Source organism: Fictibacillus arsenicus (assembly GCF_001642935.1).
Lineage (GTDB): Bacteria > Bacillota > Bacilli > Bacillales > Fictibacillaceae > Fictibacillus > Fictibacillus arsenicus_B.
The window spans coordinates 866,392-883,257 of sequence record NZ_CP016761.1 but is presented as its reverse complement, the minus strand read 5'-3'; the positions used below and the strand labels follow the sequence as shown (position 1 = coordinate 883,257).

General features: G+C 40.1%; 16 protein-coding genes. 8 read left to right on the top strand and 8 right to left on the bottom strand.

What is annotated here, in order from left to right:
• Window positions 1-369: 369 nt before the first annotated feature.
• A complete protein-coding gene (locus ABE41_RS04685) occupies window positions 370-942 on the bottom strand; it encodes an MFS transporter (protein WP_066286982.1) in 573 nt (190 codons plus the stop codon).
• Window positions 939-2,372, bottom strand: a complete 1,434-nt coding sequence (locus ABE41_RS04680; RefSeq protein WP_066286980.1) for an FAD-binding oxidoreductase — start codon at window positions 2,370-2,372, stop codon at window positions 939-941. Before ABE41_RS04680 ends, ABE41_RS04685 begins: the two co-directional genes overlap by 4 nt.
• A gap of 171 nt (window positions 2,373-2,543) precedes the next feature.
• Here ABE41_RS04680 and ABE41_RS04675 point away from each other — a divergent pair, with 171 nt between their 5' ends.
• The 4 genes from ABE41_RS04675 (at window position 2,544) to ABE41_RS04665 (ending at window position 5,127) form a co-directional block, all read left to right on the top strand.
• Window positions 2,544-2,723: a hypothetical protein gene (locus ABE41_RS04675; protein ID WP_066286978.1), complete on the top strand. Its 180-nt coding sequence runs from the start codon at window positions 2,544-2,546 to the stop codon at window positions 2,721-2,723.
• 145 nt (window positions 2,724-2,868) lie between these two features.
• Window positions 2,869-3,084 (top strand): hypothetical protein, encoded by a 216-nt coding sequence (locus ABE41_RS04670; protein WP_066286975.1) that lies wholly within the window; start codon window positions 2,869-2,871, stop codon window positions 3,082-3,084.
• Between the two features lie 361 nt (window positions 3,085-3,445).
• Entirely contained in the window at window positions 3,446-3,616 is a 171-nt protein-coding gene (locus ABE41_RS20910; protein WP_156774222.1) for a hypothetical protein, read from the top strand.
• Window positions 3,617-3,771: 155 nt separating this feature from the next.
• Window positions 3,772-5,127 (top strand): IS1182 family transposase, encoded by a 1,356-nt coding sequence (locus ABE41_RS04665; RefSeq protein WP_066286973.1) that lies wholly within the window; start codon window positions 3,772-3,774, stop codon window positions 5,125-5,127.
• Window positions 5,128-5,233: 106 nt separating this feature from the next.
• Here the strand turns inward: ABE41_RS04665 and ABE41_RS04660 are convergent, their stop codons facing one another.
• Complete coding sequence (locus tag ABE41_RS04660; protein ID WP_301336200.1) at window positions 5,234-6,436, bottom strand: M20 family metallopeptidase; 1,203 nt, start codon at window positions 6,434-6,436, stop codon at window positions 5,234-5,236.
• A 25-nt stretch (window positions 6,437-6,461) separates the two neighbouring features.
• Window positions 6,462-8,030: an AbgT family transporter gene (locus tag ABE41_RS04655; RefSeq protein ID WP_066286971.1), complete on the bottom strand. Its 1,569-nt coding sequence runs from the start codon at window positions 8,028-8,030 to the stop codon at window positions 6,462-6,464.
• Between the two features lie 258 nt (window positions 8,031-8,288).
• Here ABE41_RS04655 and ABE41_RS04645 point away from each other — a divergent pair, with 258 nt between their 5' ends.
• The gene (locus tag ABE41_RS04645; RefSeq protein ID WP_066286967.1) at window positions 8,289-8,915 is read left to right on the top strand and encodes a class I SAM-dependent methyltransferase; all 627 of its coding nucleotides are present in this window, start codon (window positions 8,289-8,291) and stop codon (window positions 8,913-8,915) included.
• Window positions 8,916-9,234: 319 nt separating this feature from the next.
• On the opposite strand, the gene ABE41_RS04640 is transcribed toward ABE41_RS04645, so the two are convergent.
• On the bottom strand, window positions 9,235-9,744 hold the full coding sequence (locus ABE41_RS04640; protein ID WP_066286965.1) for a GNAT family N-acetyltransferase: 510 nt from the start codon (window positions 9,742-9,744) through the stop codon (window positions 9,235-9,237).
• A gap of 117 nt (window positions 9,745-9,861) precedes the next feature.
• Between ABE41_RS04640 and ABE41_RS04635 the strand changes: the two genes are divergently transcribed.
• Window positions 9,862-10,557 carry a class I SAM-dependent methyltransferase gene (locus tag ABE41_RS04635; RefSeq protein ID WP_066286962.1) on the top strand — a complete coding sequence of 232 codons (696 nt, stop codon included), beginning with the start codon at window positions 9,862-9,864 and terminating at the stop codon, window positions 10,555-10,557.
• Window positions 10,558-10,760: 203 nt separating this feature from the next.
• Here the strand turns inward: ABE41_RS04635 and ABE41_RS04630 are convergent, their stop codons facing one another.
• Window positions 10,761-13,043, bottom strand: a complete 2,283-nt coding sequence (locus ABE41_RS04630; RefSeq protein ID WP_066286961.1) for an ATP-dependent DNA helicase — start codon at window positions 13,041-13,043, stop codon at window positions 10,761-10,763.
• A 214-nt stretch (window positions 13,044-13,257) separates the two neighbouring features.
• Here ABE41_RS04630 and ABE41_RS04625 point away from each other — a divergent pair, with 214 nt between their 5' ends.
• Both ABE41_RS04625 and ABE41_RS04615 read left to right on the top strand, forming a co-directional pair.
• A complete protein-coding gene (locus ABE41_RS04625) occupies window positions 13,258-14,217 on the top strand; it encodes an isopenicillin N synthase family dioxygenase (protein ID WP_066286959.1) in 960 nt (319 codons plus the stop codon).
• A gap of 108 nt (window positions 14,218-14,325) precedes the next feature.
• Window positions 14,326-15,488, top strand: a protein-coding gene (locus tag ABE41_RS04615) for an IS3 family transposase (protein WP_156774198.1) whose coding sequence is annotated in 2 segments (ribosomal slippage) — window positions 14,326-14,602 and window positions 14,602-15,488 — 1,164 coding nt in all. Because the reading frame shifts where the segments join, the coding sequence is not laid out codon by codon here.
• Between the two features lie 289 nt (window positions 15,489-15,777).
• Here the strand turns inward: ABE41_RS04615 and ABE41_RS04610 are convergent.
• Both ABE41_RS04610 and mscL read right to left on the bottom strand, forming a co-directional pair.
• Window positions 15,778-16,260, bottom strand: a complete 483-nt coding sequence (locus tag ABE41_RS04610; protein ID WP_066286954.1) for a hypothetical protein — start codon at window positions 16,258-16,260, stop codon at window positions 15,778-15,780.
• A gap of 126 nt (window positions 16,261-16,386) precedes the next feature.
• Complete coding sequence (mscL, locus tag ABE41_RS04605; RefSeq protein ID WP_066286952.1) at window positions 16,387-16,848, bottom strand: large conductance mechanosensitive channel protein MscL; 462 nt, start codon at window positions 16,846-16,848, stop codon at window positions 16,387-16,389.
• Window positions 16,849-16,866: the final 18 nt, after the last annotated feature.

Below are 16,866 nucleotides of genomic sequence, written 5' to 3'. Positions count from 1 at the left end.
CTCTTTTGAAACCATTTTTAGCAAAATACTCAATAATGCTTAGTCATCAGCTTGCTTTTCTTGACTGCTTTCTGATAGATTTGCTTTTGGATGTTTATTAAATGGGCAACGTTGAATAGTTGATTGGAGCGCAAGATGCGAGACTCCTCGAAAATGAAAAAATCACATTTTCTTCGTGCGATGTAACACTGTCGAAGCCTTCCTTGTCCTACGGGACGAGCGGTCAGGTGGAGACTCCTAATGGCGCAAAGCGGCAGGAGGCTCACCGTACGCCCCGTTGAAAGCGAGCAGCCTGGAGTGGAAATCAACTACTTCCAAGAGCAACAATTTTTGCGAAAACAGCCTCCTTTTATACTAAAGCCCGTCAGCTTATGGCTGCACGGGCTTTTCTTTCATTTGGTCCGTCAAAATGTAATCAGATCTCATTAAGATCACAGCAGATATCATATATAAGAATGAAGCGATATAAAAAAGGCTTCCAATCGTCAGGAAATCTATTAAATATCCAGTTGCCATTACCGCAGCAGCTCCCCATACACTCGTCCATAAATGGTAGTTTCCTATTTTCTGTCCAGTATGTTTTCCAGCTGTTTGCCTTGCAAGAGCTGTCTTTTCAGTGGTTTTCTGTACCGCTCCTAAAATACCCATTATGATTTGTAAAATATAAAGCGCTGAGATGGTTTCAATAAGCGGAACAATAATCATTACTCCAGCCATCCCCCACGTATATAACAGCAATAATGAACGGTCTCCTATTCTATCTGATAGTCTTCCGATTATAGGATGAATCAGTGCTGCTGTAAGTGCAAAGAGTCCATAAGCCAATCCAAATTGCGAGTAGCTGTCACCAATATTCCTTATAAGAAGCAAATAAAAAGGAAACACCATAGAGCTAGCCGTCATTAAAATACTCTGCGATGCTACGAATGTTCGATAGTTCATTGTCCATACCTCTCATAGAACAGATTTTTAAAGCGTTCTTCGGGATCAAACTCTCTTTTCTTTTTTAAGAATTCATCAATTCGGGGATATGCCTTTTCTAACTGTGCTCTTGTTGGATAGGAGTAGTACGGCAGATAATAACTTCCATCATGCTGTAAAGTTATATCTATCAGCTTTTGTATAATTTTTTCTGTTTTCTGGATATCTTGTTTTGAACGGCCTTGATTGATCAGCATGACGAGAGCAAACATATCGTCCTTCGCATAAGAGAGAACCGCATCCTCGTCATGGTCTACATATCTTATTGTTATGTTTAATAAATTTAGTTCTTCCTTTTCTAAAACTGGTCTTAAGTCATCAATATACTCAGCAAACTGATCTATAGGGACAAAGTATTCTTGAAGAACTTCTGTCTTGTTTGGATTCTCGTATTCCATAAATTCACTGTCTGACCTCATCACATTATTCCGCGTCTCATACTTCCCATCATTATTCATAAAATATTCTTTTTGAGTTTCCCAGAGAAGATCTTTGCCCCAATCACTGTATCTGGATAAACCCAGCATAAACTTTGGCAGAGCGACAATTTCTTCTTTTAATTCCATGTATTTTTCTCGTTCATGTTGATCGGCAGCAAGCATATAGTCAGTTACATACATCTCTGTTAAAAAAGATTCAGGTGCGACTGATATTCGGGCAAGGTGCATCTTGACTGAATCATCTTGTTTCACTTTTTCATTAAAATAAGTTTCATACGCTTCATAATTCATAGCTTCTGATCGATGCTGATACAGTTCATCATCTGCAAGTTCAAAGGTCACATCAAGTATGACACCGAATAAACCGTATCCTCCTATTACGTAAGGAAACAATTTACTATTCTCAGTCCGGCTGACATTAATTATTTCTCCGTCAGGCTTTAACAACCGAAACGAGTCTACTGAATCAATTAATGAACCATATCGAATGTCACGTCCGTGAACATTCACACTTAATGAACCGCCAACGGTAAAAATATTTTGTGATTGCATCACTTTTATTGAGAGACCATACGAGTTAATCTTTTGCTGAATGTCAGCCCATGTCACACCCGATTGCACGGTAATTGTTTTTGCCTCTGGATGAAATGCAAGAATCTTATTGTACCCCTTCATATCCAAAAGTGTACCGTCTGGATAGAGTGTATGACCTCCTTGACTGTGCTGCATGCCTGCAATGGCGATCGTTTCTCCAGTTTTTTTGGTTTCTTTTATCCACTGCTGTAATTCACGTGTGGATTGGACATTTTGAACAAATTTCATTTTTGTCGGTAAAAGTTTTCCTGCATCTGTTACCATATGTGTTTCGTTTTGATCGGAATAAACACGCAAGCTTAAATAAATGGCAGAACTGTAGATTAGTATGCATAATAATATCCATTTCCTCTTCAATTCACCGACACCGCCTCCAAAATAAAAAAGTGTAATTTTACACTATTATAAAAGGAATCCATTTATTATACAAGAAATTTTTTACAGAACTTTACGGAACTTAAAAAGAAAATAGTGATTTGTACAAGCACTCCCTCTCCAGATACATATAGTGATAGTGGGGGTGATCTTTTGGGCAAGAAAAAAAACGAAAAAGCAAAAAAGTCTGCTGAACAAGTTGAACAGACTGATACAAACGCTTCTGCTGAACAAGTTGAACAGACTGATAAAAAAGCTTCTGCTGAAAAAGGCAAAAAGAATGGCCCTGGAGGAATAGGGCTTTCAGCTTCTAATGAAAATTGTTGGGAGTAATGCCTTTCAGATAAAAAAACGACGGCTGATTTTCAAAAACAACTGGAAAACTATAAAACAAAATTTATCTGGTTAAACACTAAAAAAATGGTGATACGTACAAGCACAGCTTCTCCCACTTCATATAGTATTAGTGGAGGTGATTATGTTGGCTAAAGACCAAGAAAATCAAAATACAGCTGAAAGTAATTTAAAGATTACAATCGAAGCTGACAGCAGCAATACCGGTTCTCTTATTGAAGGTATTGCTAATAACAACGATCTTGTTGAAGCACTTAGAGCTGTTTTAGACAAATATCTAAAACAGAAGACCCCTGCCACTAACAAGAGCAAAAATATTAGTGACAGCTGTTGGGAGTAATTCTTTTCTTCTAAAGTAAAAAGCCCCCAGTTAAGGGGCTTTTTATCATTCAAAATCGCTCTTTTCTCTTAAATTCGCTTCTTGGCTAGTTGATTGGAGTGCAAGGTGCGAGAATCATGCGGGACGAGCGGGACAGGTGAGACCCCTAAGGCGCAACGTGCCAGGGGCTCACCGGACGCCCCGCGGAAAGCGAGCATCCTGGAACTGGAATCAACCACTTACAAGAGCAACAGAGTAAACGAAAACAGCCTTTAAAATAAACCGCTGCAATCATTCCTGCATAATCACTAAAATTTTTAAAAAATGGTGATACGTACAAGCACTCATTCTGCCACTTCATATAGTATTAGTGGAGGTGATTATGTTGGCTAAAAACCAAGAAAATCAAAGTTCAGCTGAAAGTAAATTAAAGATTACAATCGAAGCTAGCAGTAACAGCACTGTTCCTGCTGAAGGTATTTCTTCTGAGACAGACCTAGTTGAAGCTATTAAAAATGTTTTAGAATCATATAAAAAGAACTCTAAAAACTAATTCAGATAAAATCTATTAGCTGTTGTGAGTAATTCTTTTCTTCTAAAGCAAAAAGCCCCTTTTCAGGGGCTTTTCAGCTTGTAGACAAAGTATATGTCTACAAGCTTTTTTTATTGTAGAATTAAACTAGATAATGTTTGAGGGGAGAAATTAACATGTTATCTAAGCATTCTACTGAAGGACGTCATCAAGTAACTTTAGCAGCTCTCGACGAGCTTGTACCTCAGGATCATTTAGTACGTAAAATTGATCAAGTTATGGACTTTGATTTTATTTATGATGCAGTAAAACATACATATTCACTAGATAATGGCAGACCGAGTGTAGATCCAGTTGTTCTTATCAAAATGGTCTTAATCCAGTACCTGTTTGGTATTCGCTCCATGCGTCAAACGATTAAAGAGATTGAAACAAACGTCGCTTATCGATGGTTTTTAGGCTATGACTTTAGTGAGAAGATACCTCATTTTTCAACCTTCGGTAAGAACTACGCACGCCGTTTTCACGATAGTGATCTCTTTGAACAAATCTTCTACCGTATTCTTCGTGAAGCGATGAATCATGGATTGGTTGATCCAACTGTTGCGTTTATTGATTCCACACATGTGAAAGCAAACGCCAATAAAAAGAAGTTCGATAAGAAAACAGTTCGTGTTGAAACGCGTAGCTATCAGAACTTATTAGAAGAAGAAATTAATGTTGACCGTGAGGAACACGGAAAAAAGCCATTACCCCCTCAAACGAAGATTGAAACTAAAGAAGTGAAAATAAGTACGACTGATCCTGAGAGTGGCTACTATGTGAAGGATGAACGAGAGAAATTGTTTGCCTATTCCTTTCATACAGCCAGCGACTCGAGAGGATTTATATTAGGAAGTTTAGTCACAGGAGCCAATGTTCATGACAGTCGAATGCTCGAGCCATTGATGAATCAGTTGATCGAAAATGTAGGAACACCAACTGCCCTTGCCGTTGATGCAGGATATAAAACGCCAGCTATCGCTAAGTATTTAATAGATCAGGAAATCCGTCCCGTGATGCCATATACCAGACCCAAAACAAAAGATGGTTTCTTTAAGAAATACGAGTACGTCTACGATGAATACTATGATCAATACATATGCCCACAAGGTGAGATTTTATCGTATAGAACGACGACCCGTGAGGGCTATCGTCAATACGCTTCCAATCCTTTGAAGTGCCAAAACTGTCCAGTACTCTCTCAATGTACACAGAGCCAACAGCACATAAAGATGATTCACAGGCACATCTGGGAGGATTATCTCGAAGAAGCCAATCACCTCCGACATACTGAAGAGAATAAAGAAATGTATGCAAAGCGAAAAGAAACGATTGAACGTGTTTTTGCGGATGCAAAAGAAAAGCATGGTATGCGATGGACGAAGCTCAGAGGGCTTAAAAAAGTGTCCATGCAGGCGATGCTTACTTTCGCTGCCATGAACCTTAAAAAACTGGCAAACTGGACATGGCGAGAGCCATGCCCAGCTTGATATCTTAACTAAAAAAAGCTAAAAACAGGACAAACCCCTTTTCAATTTATAGTGAAAAGGGGTTTGTCTACGGTCTGAAAAGCCCCTTTTCAGGGGCTTTTTACATTTATTTTGTCACTTCCAATTTTTCTGCTGTATTTTGTTTTAAATAAGTGAGAGTTGCAGCACCTAATAAATTAGCAGCTACCAATAATGCGTCTTCATTAATCTTAAATTTAGGATGATGATGCGGAAAAGTGTCGTCCCATGCTGTGTCTTCTGCGCCTGTGAAGAAGAATGTCCCTGGTACTTTTTCAAGGTAGTATGCGAAATCTTCTCCACCCATTTGAGGCTCGATCTCTTCCAGCTCTAAAACTCCTGGCACTTTTCTCGCAACGTCTACGACAAACTCTGTATCGTCTTTATGATTTACAACCGGAGGATAGCCTCTTTTAAATACATATTCATAAGAAGCATCCGAAGCGAGACAGGTCCCTTTTGCAATGCGGTCGATCTCGTTTTCGATCGCAACACGTACATCTTCTTTAAAGGTTCGGACTGTACCAGTGAGTTTAGCTGAGTCTGCGATTACGTTAAACGCATTTTTCGCTTCAAATGCGCCTACTGATACTACTGCTGCGTCAAGCGGATTCACTCGGCGGCTCACAATTTGCTGCAAGTTTGAAACAAGCTGTGCTCCGATCACGATGCTGTCTTTCGTTTTATGAGGCTGAGCGCCGTGTCCGCCCTTCCCCTGAACTTTTATTGTAAAAGAGTCGGCAGCTGCCATCACTGGGCCTGTTCTGTACCCGATTGTTCCGGTTGGCATTGTTGCCCAAAGGTGAGTTCCGTAAATGACGTCAACTCCGTCCAGGCAGCCGTCCTCGATCATGACAATCGCTCCGCCTGGTGCTAATTCTTCTGCATGCTGATGGATAAATACAACATTTCCTTCGAGCTCATCTTTCATTTCATTTAATACTTTTGCCAATACAAGAAGTGTAGCTGTATGGCCATCATGTCCGCATGCATGCATCACACCCGGTACATTTGATTTATAAGGAGAATCGTTTTCTTCCTGAATTGGAAGTGCGTCAAAATCAGCCCGAAGTGCGACGGTTTTGCCAGGCTTTCCGCCTCTTAATGTAGCCACTACACCTCTACCGCCTACTCCTGTTCGAACGTCTAATCCTAATTTTTCATGATAAGCAGCAATATAAGCTGGTGTTTCCACTTCTTCAAATGATAGTTCAGGATTTTGATGAAGATGCCTGCGGATCTCCACCATTTCATCTTGATAGTTTGCCAACCGGTTGAATAATTGTTCCAAATCCGCTCACTCCTTCTTTTAGATTCTACATTTTTATATATTCGCCAGGACCTAATGGAAGTCCTAGCACGTACCAGACAGCAAATAAGATGCACCAGAAAATCGTATAGGCGATCGTGTACGGAAGCAAGGACGAAATGAGTGTCCCCATCCCCATATTCTTATCGAACTTTTTAGCAAAAGAAAGCAATATCGCAAAGTATGCAAGCATCGGCGTGATCGTGTTTGTAATCGAATCTCCAATTCTATACGCCATTTGTGTGAATGCCGGGCTGTAATCTAAGGCCATAAACATCGGTACAAAGACCGGACCAAGAATTGCCCACTTTGCTGATGAGCTTGCAATAAGCAAGTTAACAAGTGCTGTGAATAGAATGAAAGCCAGCAATAGCGGCAATCCGGTAAATCCTGATTCCTTTAAAAAGTCCGCACCCGTTATAGCAATAATTGATCCTAAGTTGCTCCAGCTAAAATAAGCAATCATCTGAGCTGCGATAAAGGCAAGGACGATATAGTACCCCATTCCGCTCATCGCTTTCGTTAAATGCTCGGCTACATCTTTGTCGTTCTTCAACGCCCTAGAGCCAAACCCATAAGCCATTGCTGGAACTAAAAAGAATAGAAGCATAATAGGTACGAGTGAATCCATAAATGGGGAGTCGATAAGCTCGCCTGTTTTCGGATGACGAAGCATTGCTCCCTCAGGAACCGTAACAAGAAGTATGATACCTGTGTAAACGAGGAGAGAAATAGTCGCCCACTTTAAGCCTCTTTTTTCATCTGAAGAAAGAGCCTGTTTTTTAACTTCAAGATCGTCAGGTGGATGGTACTCACCAAGTCTCGGCTCTACGATCTTTGTAGTAACCCAAACGGCTACAGGCAAAAGAACAAATGTGGAAGTAAGCATGAAGTAATAATTCATTGCAGGATTCGCTATATACTCTTTATCTTGCAGATGTGCTGCTGATTCTGTAAATCCGGCAAGCATGACATCGAGCATGCTGATGATGATGTTTGCACTAAATCCGCCAGCAACGGCTGCATAAGCTGCTGCAAGTCCTGCAATCGGATGACGTCCAAGTGTTAAGAACACCATGGCTGCAACAGGCGGAAGTACAATTAATGCGGCATCAGCAGCAGCGTTTCCTACGATTCCGATAAATATAATAATTGGCAAGATAAGTGCTTTTGGCGAGGCTAGAACGACTCTGCGCATAAATGCTGAGATAAGACCTGTTGATTCAGCTAGTCCAACTCCAAGCATGACAACTAGGACTAGTCCTAGCGGAGGGAAGTTTACAAAGTTGCTGACCAGTTCTGTCAGCATCCGTTTAATGCCCTCTTCGTTTAATAAATTGACAGCTGCAATTCTTTCATTGTTGGCAGGATTCACTGCACTCCAGCCTGATACTCCAGCTATAAGAGATCCAAGAAGAATAAGTGCTGTAATAATCACAAATAAAGTAAGAACATCAGGTAGCTTATTTCCGTTTTTCTCTACCCAGTCCAATAGCCTGTTAAAAAAATTCTTTGGTTTTTGATCCGGCTCTGGCGGTTTTGGTGTTGGTACTGCTTTAATTGCTGAACGTGCCATGATGATCCTCCTTTTTGTTATGATTATTCAGAAAATTGAATTTCTTAACATTCTACAGGCTGCTCGTCATGCTTTCAAGGGGGAATTAAGAACACAACTTTTTTACTACAAAGCAGAACTGACAAGGCGGGAGGAGAATGTAAGGGCTTTCCTTCGCAGAATTTTCTTTCATTTTAAAATTTACCAGTCTGACATCTTTCGCTATAATAAATCTATCATTTTGCTTTTCGAACATATCTTTTTTAAGGAGCGAACTACATGGATCTTTTGTTAAAAGAAAGTCTGAAAGCAAGCTATAACGAGCAGGCTGATTCAAGAGATAAAGCCGATATAGAAGAGTGGAAGATTGTTGAGCTGAAATCTTACATAGATGCTCTTAGCAATGAAGGATTACGTACAGTTCTTGATATCGGCGCAGGCTCTGGACAGCACGGGAAATATTTGCTGGATCACGGCTTTGATGTAACGTGTATCGATCTTTCTCCAAGCATGGTCGAAACATGCCGTATGAAAGGATTAAAAGCAGAAGCGATGGATTATTATACACTCGATTTTGATGCTGAATCCTTTGATGCTGTATGGGCGATGAATACACTGCTTCACGTTCCAAAAGTGAGCTTGCCTGCTGTTCTCAAAAACATTCATACGGTACTTAAAGACGATGGATTGTTTTATATGGGAGTATACGGCGGAAAAGATTCAGAAGGAGTTTGGGAAGACGACACATATATACCAAAACGATTCTTTTCTTTTTATACAAACGAAGACATTCAAGACGTAGTATCGCCATTATTTGAAGTGCGGAACTTTCATGTCGTTCCTGAAGCCGGTGGAAGCATGGACTTTCAATCCTTATTGCTGCGTAAAAAAAACGTGGATGAATAACAAAAAAGCTCCTCGATGGAGGGCTTTGAAAAAGTCTCTAAATAATCTGTTGAATGCGGGGATCTCCGCTCCAGGGTACATGCTTTCCGTGGGGCGGGCGGTGAGCCCCCTGCCGCTACGCGCCTTTAGGGGTCTCACCTGTCCCACTCGTCCCGCAGGACAAGGAAGGCTTCGACAGCTTTGCCTCTCACGAAGAAAATGTGAATTTCATTTTCGAGGAGTCAGTACCCTTCCGCTACAATCCTTACATGTTTGTAGGCAAAAAAAGAAAAACCGGTGTAATCAACCGGATTTTCAGTGGCCTCCCTCGATGGAGGGCTTATATTTTTCTCATATAACGGAAAGAAATGTGATGGGTTCGTTTACTTACCTTTTCGGATTGTTTTACAAATCCCCTCGCTTCATAAAAAGGAATACCTTTTTCATTACCCTTTTGCGCTGAAAGCCATTGCTCTTTTATACCAAGACTTTTTTGATAATCCGTATAAAAGCTCAATAGCTTACTTCCGATTCCTAATCCTCGCTTATTTGGATCCATGTAAAAGACGAAGATTTCACCCCTTTGGCTACCCGTTGTTCCGCCGCCAATTGCACCTACAACTTGACCTTCCTCTTTCGCAATAAAGTAGCCGTGCCACTGTTCACTGAACTCGGTGACTTCTTTCAAGACCCTATCCTGATTAAAATACTCTTCAATAACCTGCTCTACATACGCTTCATCTTCCAAATAACCATATGTTGCTCTCCATCCTTCTGAGCAAACTTTAGCTATTCCTGCCACATGCTCAGTTCCTGCTTTTTTTAATGTAAGACCCGCTAAATCTTTCACTTTTTCCACCTCTTTTATTCACTCTTCACCCCAATTATAATCTATTTTTTGGTAAAATAGAGATATACATCTCAGTCAGTCAACGGCCTATTTAACCTATGAAAGGCGGACGATTTTTTGACAAAATTAATTACTAAAAATGAACATGTTTATGACATGCTGGACTCACTTTTACGTGATGAAGGTGCATTCTGGAATTCTTTTTATGAAGATCGAAATAAGAAGATTCCTTTTTTTATTGACGCACCGGACGAGAATCTAGTGAACTATATTGAAAACGGGATTATTAAGCCCGGACGGGTTCTTGAACTGGGATGCGGACCTGGACGAAATGCTATCTATCTTGCAGAACTAGGGTTTAAGGTTGATGCTGTTGATCTTTCGAGTGAAGGACTTCAATGGGCACGTGAACGAGCGGAAGAAAAAAATGTTCATGTAAATTTGATTCAAGGCAATATCTTCAAACTCGATATTCCTCATGATGAATACGATTTAATCTATGATTCTGGCTGTTTCCACCATGTCCCTCCTCACAGAAGGGTGAGCTATCTTCATCTATTAAACAACTGTTTAAAAGCAGGCGGGCACTTTGCGATTACGTGTTTTGATGCAGAAGGCATGGGACTTGATATACCAGATGAGGAAGTTTATCGGGAACGAACGATGAAAGGCGGCCTCGGTTATACATTTAAAAAGATTCGTGAGGTGTTTTCAGATTTTGAAGAGCTCGAACTTCGTAAAATGAAAGAAATAAAGCAGCCGGCAGATACATTTGGTTTGCCATTTTTATGGGCTGGATTATATAAAAAATAAACACTTGGAGCGGTGACTCCAAGTGTTTTCATTTTTGATTTAGGAAGGATTGGCCGGTGCCAAGCAACTTAACAATAAGTATGATTTCATTTATGAGCCTTCGAGGAAATTTATGGTCCTCAAAATTTTTTTATGACCTTCAAAAATTTTTATGAGCCTTCAAAATGTTTTATAGACTTTTCGACAAACTACCCACAAACATCCTACCCCTTTAGCACAACAAAATCCCTCCATTCTTCCGGCAGCATCTCCACATACTTGCGGCTTAAAAACCGGTCATCCACAAGTACGAGTGTTCCGCGATCCTCTTCAGACCTTATTACCCTGCCCCCAGCCTGCAGCACTTTGTTCATGCCCGGGTAAACGTATGCAAAATCATAGCCATTCTTCCCAGCGTTTTGAAAATAATCCTTCATCGTATCTCGCTCTAATCCGACTTGCGGCAAACCGACTCCAATTATTACAGCTCCTGTTAGGCGGTCGCCTTTCAGATCAATTCCTTCTGAAAAAATACCGCCCATGACAGCGAAACCAACAAGAGATTGCTCTCCAGCCGTATCAAAGTTAGCCAGGAATTTCTCACGCTCGTCCTCTGACATGGCAGGGTGCTGAACAATAGGATGAAATGCTGGATCTTCTTCCAGAAGCCGATCAACCACATCGGTCATATAACGATAGGACGGGAAAAAGACGAGATAATTCCCCGGCCTCTTATCCACAAGATCGATAATCATTTCCTTTATAGGTTCAATTGTCGTTTCTCTATCTCTGAAACGAGTAGAAAGAGGCTGAATAAAAACATCCAGCTGTTCCTTCTCATAAGGTGATGGCATGCGAATTACATAGTCTTCTTCCCCGCCGCCAAGCATCTCCCGAAAATAGGATAGCGGAGAAAGTGTCGCAGAAAAGAAAATGCGGGAGCCGTATTTTTTCCCTGTTTGAAAAAGAAGCTGTGACGGATCCATACAGAATAAGCGAACCTCTACTTCGCTCTTAAACACATCAATAAATGTAACAAACCGCTCATCATAAAAATCTGATATTTTTACCATTTGAAGCGCAGCAAAAAAGGCTTCAAGCAGCTGTTCATCACTTTCACCGCTTGCCAGCAGCTGTTCGGCCTGCACCAGAAAATCATCCAAACAGCCGATAAAATCTTCAGGAAGATCAGGAACGGCAACCTGTTTCTCCCCATATTCTTTTTTCAGTTTCAGCATCTCATCATTTATCGCCTTTGCAGTCCTCCATAGCCCGTCATTCTTTCCTTTGTATTCTCTGGACAGCTGCAAGAATGCTGATTTCTGCAGTTCTGCAGAATACATGCCACGAGCGCGGTCTACGAGATTATGCGCTTCATCCATGAGCAGCACCGTACGTTTCTTTTGTTCTTCAAACAAACGTTTAAAAGATACTCGCGGATCAAACACGTAGTTGTAGTCACAGATCACACCATCTGCCGCATATGCCAGATCAATCGAAAATTCAAACGGACAGACTTTATGTTTTTGTGCATATCGAGAGATGACATCACGATTCATTATCGATTCATTTTTTAAAATATCTAGTACCGCATCGTTGATTCGGTCAAAATACCCGTCAGCAAATTCACAATAGGAAGAATCACAGCGCGTCTCCTCTTTGAAACAAACCTTGTCTTTCGCCGTAATCGTTACACTTTGAAAAAACAACCCTTTCTCTTTCATCAGCGAAAGGGCTTCTTCCGCATTCTTCCGGTTCAGCGTTTTTGCTGTAAGATAAAAGATCTTTTCTGCCTTTTCCTCTCCCATGGCTTTAACAGCAGGAAATAGGGTAGAAATCGTTTTCCCAGTCCCCGTTGGCGCATTAGCAAACAGTGTTTTTTTATCCGCAATCGTCTTATAAACGGCACCTGCAAAATTCCGCTGTCCGTTTCGATAATGATCAAACGGAAAAGGAAGTTCTTGGATGCTCTCGTTTCTCAGCTGCAGATTCTCTAATCGAAGTTTCGCATAAGGAGCATAGCTTTTTACGAGATTAAGCATGAACTCCTCTAGCTCTGCCATGGTACAGTTTTCATGAAATCTTTTTTGTTCACCTGACTCCACCTGTACGTATGTAAGCTGAACCCTAACCTTCTCTTTTTCTTCTTTTTTTAAGTACATATAGGCATAGCACTTTGCCTGAGCCCAGTGGACGGGATAAGAATCTTTCTTTATATCATCTAACTGTTTTGCGGTTGATTTGATTTCATCAATCGTCACATGATCTTCCTCAAACAAAAGACCATCGCAGCGGCCTTCCACCATGAAATCAATCTCTTCATACGTATAGCTCATCTGCAAGAATACTTCTGCAGCATCTGCTTCACCATAAGTTTTTTGTATCGTTTGATGAGCTTTCGTTCCCTCTATTAATGAGGATGTCGTTTTAAATCCTGATTCAATGCTACCTGAACGGAATACATATTCGACAAGTGTCCGAACGGATATTTTTACAGATTGAGGCATGAATTCACCTACCGATTCCAATCAATAATTTGTAGTTTAATAGTAACACAAAGCACTTGAATTTCATTTAACCACTTCCAGTATCTTGTATCTCCCTGCTACCTATGTTTAAAAATAGTACTATTCTTGAAAATAGCTATTGCTACTCAATACTTTTATGATAAAATTTAAACTGTTTGAAAGCGATTACATAAAAGTCTGGGGGCTATATAATATGTCTACACAAACTGCATCACTAGTTAAAACATTAAACCTGAAAAACTTTACGCACGGCACTTCTGAACAGCGTAAAGAATTCGCCGCTGAATTTGAAGCAGGTCTGAAAGAAACAGGTTTCATCATTTTAGAAGGTCATGGTGTGAACACTCACCTAATCGAAAAAAACTATGAACTTTGGGAAAAGTTTTTCACACTTGATACAGAAATTAAGCAAAAGTATGAAGGTGTTGAAGGCGGAGCGCGCGGATACACTGGATTCGGAAAAGAACATGCAAAGAATCGTTCTGTTGGAGATCTAAAAGAATTTTTCCACGTGGGTCAAGAGCTTCCTGTTGGACACCCGCTTTCAAGTGATTATGCAGCTAACGTTTGGCCTGAAGAAGTAGCAGAGCTTCGTCAATATGCGTTGAACTTCTATCGTGAGTTAGAGCGTGTTGCTCGCAACATGCTTGAAGCACTTGCGATTCAAATGGACCTTCGTCCAAGATTCTTTGCTGACATGATCCAAGACGGAAACAGCATTCTTCGTGCAATCCACTATCCGCCACTTGATGATTCAATGGATAAAGGTGGGATTCGTGCAGGTGAGCATGAAGACATTAACTTGATCACTCTTTTAGTAGAATCAACAGCTTCTGGTTTAGAACTTCTAACTCATGAAGGCGAATGGGTACCTGTTAAAGCTGAAAAAGGACAAATTATCGTTGACGCTGGGGACATGCTTTCCCGTATCACGAACGAAGTGATCCCGGCAACTACTCACCGTGTAGTAAATCCTGAAGGCGAGAACACATCTCGTTATTCCATGCCGTTCTTCGTACACCCATACCCGAATTCATTGTTGGAGACGATTCCTTCATGCATCACTGAAGATAATCCTGAGAAGTATCCGCCGATCACAGCTGGTGACTTCTTATATGAGCGTCTTGTAGAAATCGGTCTTATCAAAAAATAAGCAAAGAAAAAGCTGGTCTCAAGGTAGACTAACCTAGGTAGATGAGACACAATAAAACACCTCCGAAATGATACACTTATTCTAAGTGATAATCGGAGGTGTTTTTGCATGGGCAAAAACGTATATTCAAAAGAAACAAAGTGGGCTGTTGTTAAGGATAAAATGAGTGGCCAATTTACGAATGAAGAAATTATGAATAAGTATGGCATTAAAAATGTTTCGCAAATAAAAACATGGGTGAAATGGTATCGTGAAAATCAAGTACACCGGTTTAATCAGCCAATAGGCAAACAATACTCTTACGGTCTTGGACCTGATTCAGCTAGTGAAGAGGAAAAAAAGGACCGTCAATTCAATCACTATAAACAGGAGAATGAAATCTTAAAAAAGTATTTGGAGATCGAAAAGGAGTTGAAAAAGAAGTAGTTCTCCGTTTGGTAAAAAAATTACGAAAAAAGTACACGGTTACGGCTATTCTAAGCGCGCTAAACGTTCCAAGGTCCACATACTATCGTTGGGTGTCTACTCCATCTAATGATTTGTCTAAATCAGAGAAGGTCATTATCTCACTTTGTGAAGAGACTAACTATCGGTATGGACATCGTAAAATTAAGAATTTACTTAAACGTCGATATCAAATTAGTTTGAATCGAAATTCGGTGCAACGTATTATGCAAAAGCATCATCTACAGTGCCGTGTAAAGCCAAAGCGCAAGTGGAAATCTCAAGGGGAATCCATCATTGTCGCACCAAACATTTTAAATCGAGATTTTTCAGCAGCTCGACCTAATCAAAAGTGGGTAACAGATATAACATATGTTCAATATGGTTCTATTACATTGTACCTATCGACCATAATGGATTTATTTAATAATCAAATTGTGGCTCACAAGCTCTATACCCATCAACAAGTTCCTCTTGTGGCAGATACCTTAAAAGCAGCTTTGGAATCACGAGGGAACCCCAAAGGGGTTATAATCCACTCAGATCAAGGAAGTGTGTATACATCCTATGGGTATCAACAACTAATAAAGGATAGGAAATTGGTCAGCAGTATGTCCAGAAGAGGAAATTGTTGGGATAATGCGGTTATTGAGTCCTTCCATTCCAATCTAAAATCTGAAGAATTTCAATATGTGAAGTTTAATTCTATGCCGATAGATAAAATCAGGGAAAAAGTAGATCAGTACATGAAGTATTATAATGAAGAGCGTATACAAGAAAAATTAGGCTACCACACCCCAATTGAATTTGGTAGTATGGCAGCCTAACTGGTGGTGTTTTATTATTGTCTCATTTGACTAGGCCAGTCTAAGGGATCAGCTTTTTACTTTTACTGCTGGTTTTTTTACGGTACGTGTTCTTATTTTTATTACACGTTCGCTCAATAAGAGTAAGTTTCCACTCCGAATCCATCTCGTTCCACGCAGACTTCCTGGAGTTTCACGCAAAACATACCTAGTTTTCAGGAAGTGCTTTCCTCAAAGTCCTCTCCTCTTTCGCTCCCAAACGCTGATTCTATCTGTAAATTTTGACGTAAAAATGTTCGAATCTACTATTTTATTGAACAACATGCCCGCTGAAAGCTTTTTCCCAATCTCTTTCATGCATGCTTTGCATAATTCCTATCTTCCACTTATCTCTTTTATTAAACGCTAAATATACATCTTTATATTTTATTCCTTTTCCGTTCTCCACCATCACTAGATCCACATTGCCGGATGGCCAACCATCATTCGTCCTGATTTTTAAGTTCTCGTATGACTTTATATACGTACCCTCTGTAAACAATTGTTTGTTTCTTTTAATCCAGCTTTTTTTTGCCGCATCCTCCGTTATAGTTACGTCCTCGTCATATGCTCCATTAAAAAAGTAAATTTGTTCAAACGCATCATCAAAATTTTGATTCGCAGCATGTTTTAAAAACTGTGACGCCTGCTGGTTCGCTTGGAATTTCACCAATAGGTCTGGACCAAAAAGGAAAGAAAAACCGACTAAGAAAAATCCGGTTACTATCCAAATGACTTTTCTGAAGTTCTTCATAAAAAATACCTCTATTCTGTTTTCTTCATATTATCCATTTATTGTAATTATTTCTATGTTAATTCTATGATAGATACATGATAAAGAAAACTTTGCTGACGCCTTAAATTACAAAAAACAGCCCTCTTACTCTGAGGGCTGTCTAACTACTGCATCATCATTTAAATCTGCTGTACAATTTTGACACTTAACTGCTCTTAGTGGAATTGTCGATAAGCAATACTTGCATTCTTTCGTATCCGGTTCTTTCACTTCTTCTTTTCTTTTTAAACGGTTGATCTGCTTTACTACCAAGAAAATAACAAGAGCAATAATTAAAAAGTTAATGAGCGTATTAATAAAAAGGCCGTAATTCAGCGTTGCTGCTCCTGCTTTTTGGGCTTCAGCCAATGAGGAATAATCCCCTTTTCCGAGGTTTATGTATAAGTTGCTAAAGTCTACTTTCCCTAGCAAAAGACCGATCGGAGGCATAATCACATCTTCAACTAAAGAAGTTACAATCTTTCCGAATGCTGCCCCGATGATTACCCCAATGGCAAGATCCATCACATTGCCCCGCATAATAAAAGTCTTAAATTCGTTCCACATCTAATTCGATTCCTTTCT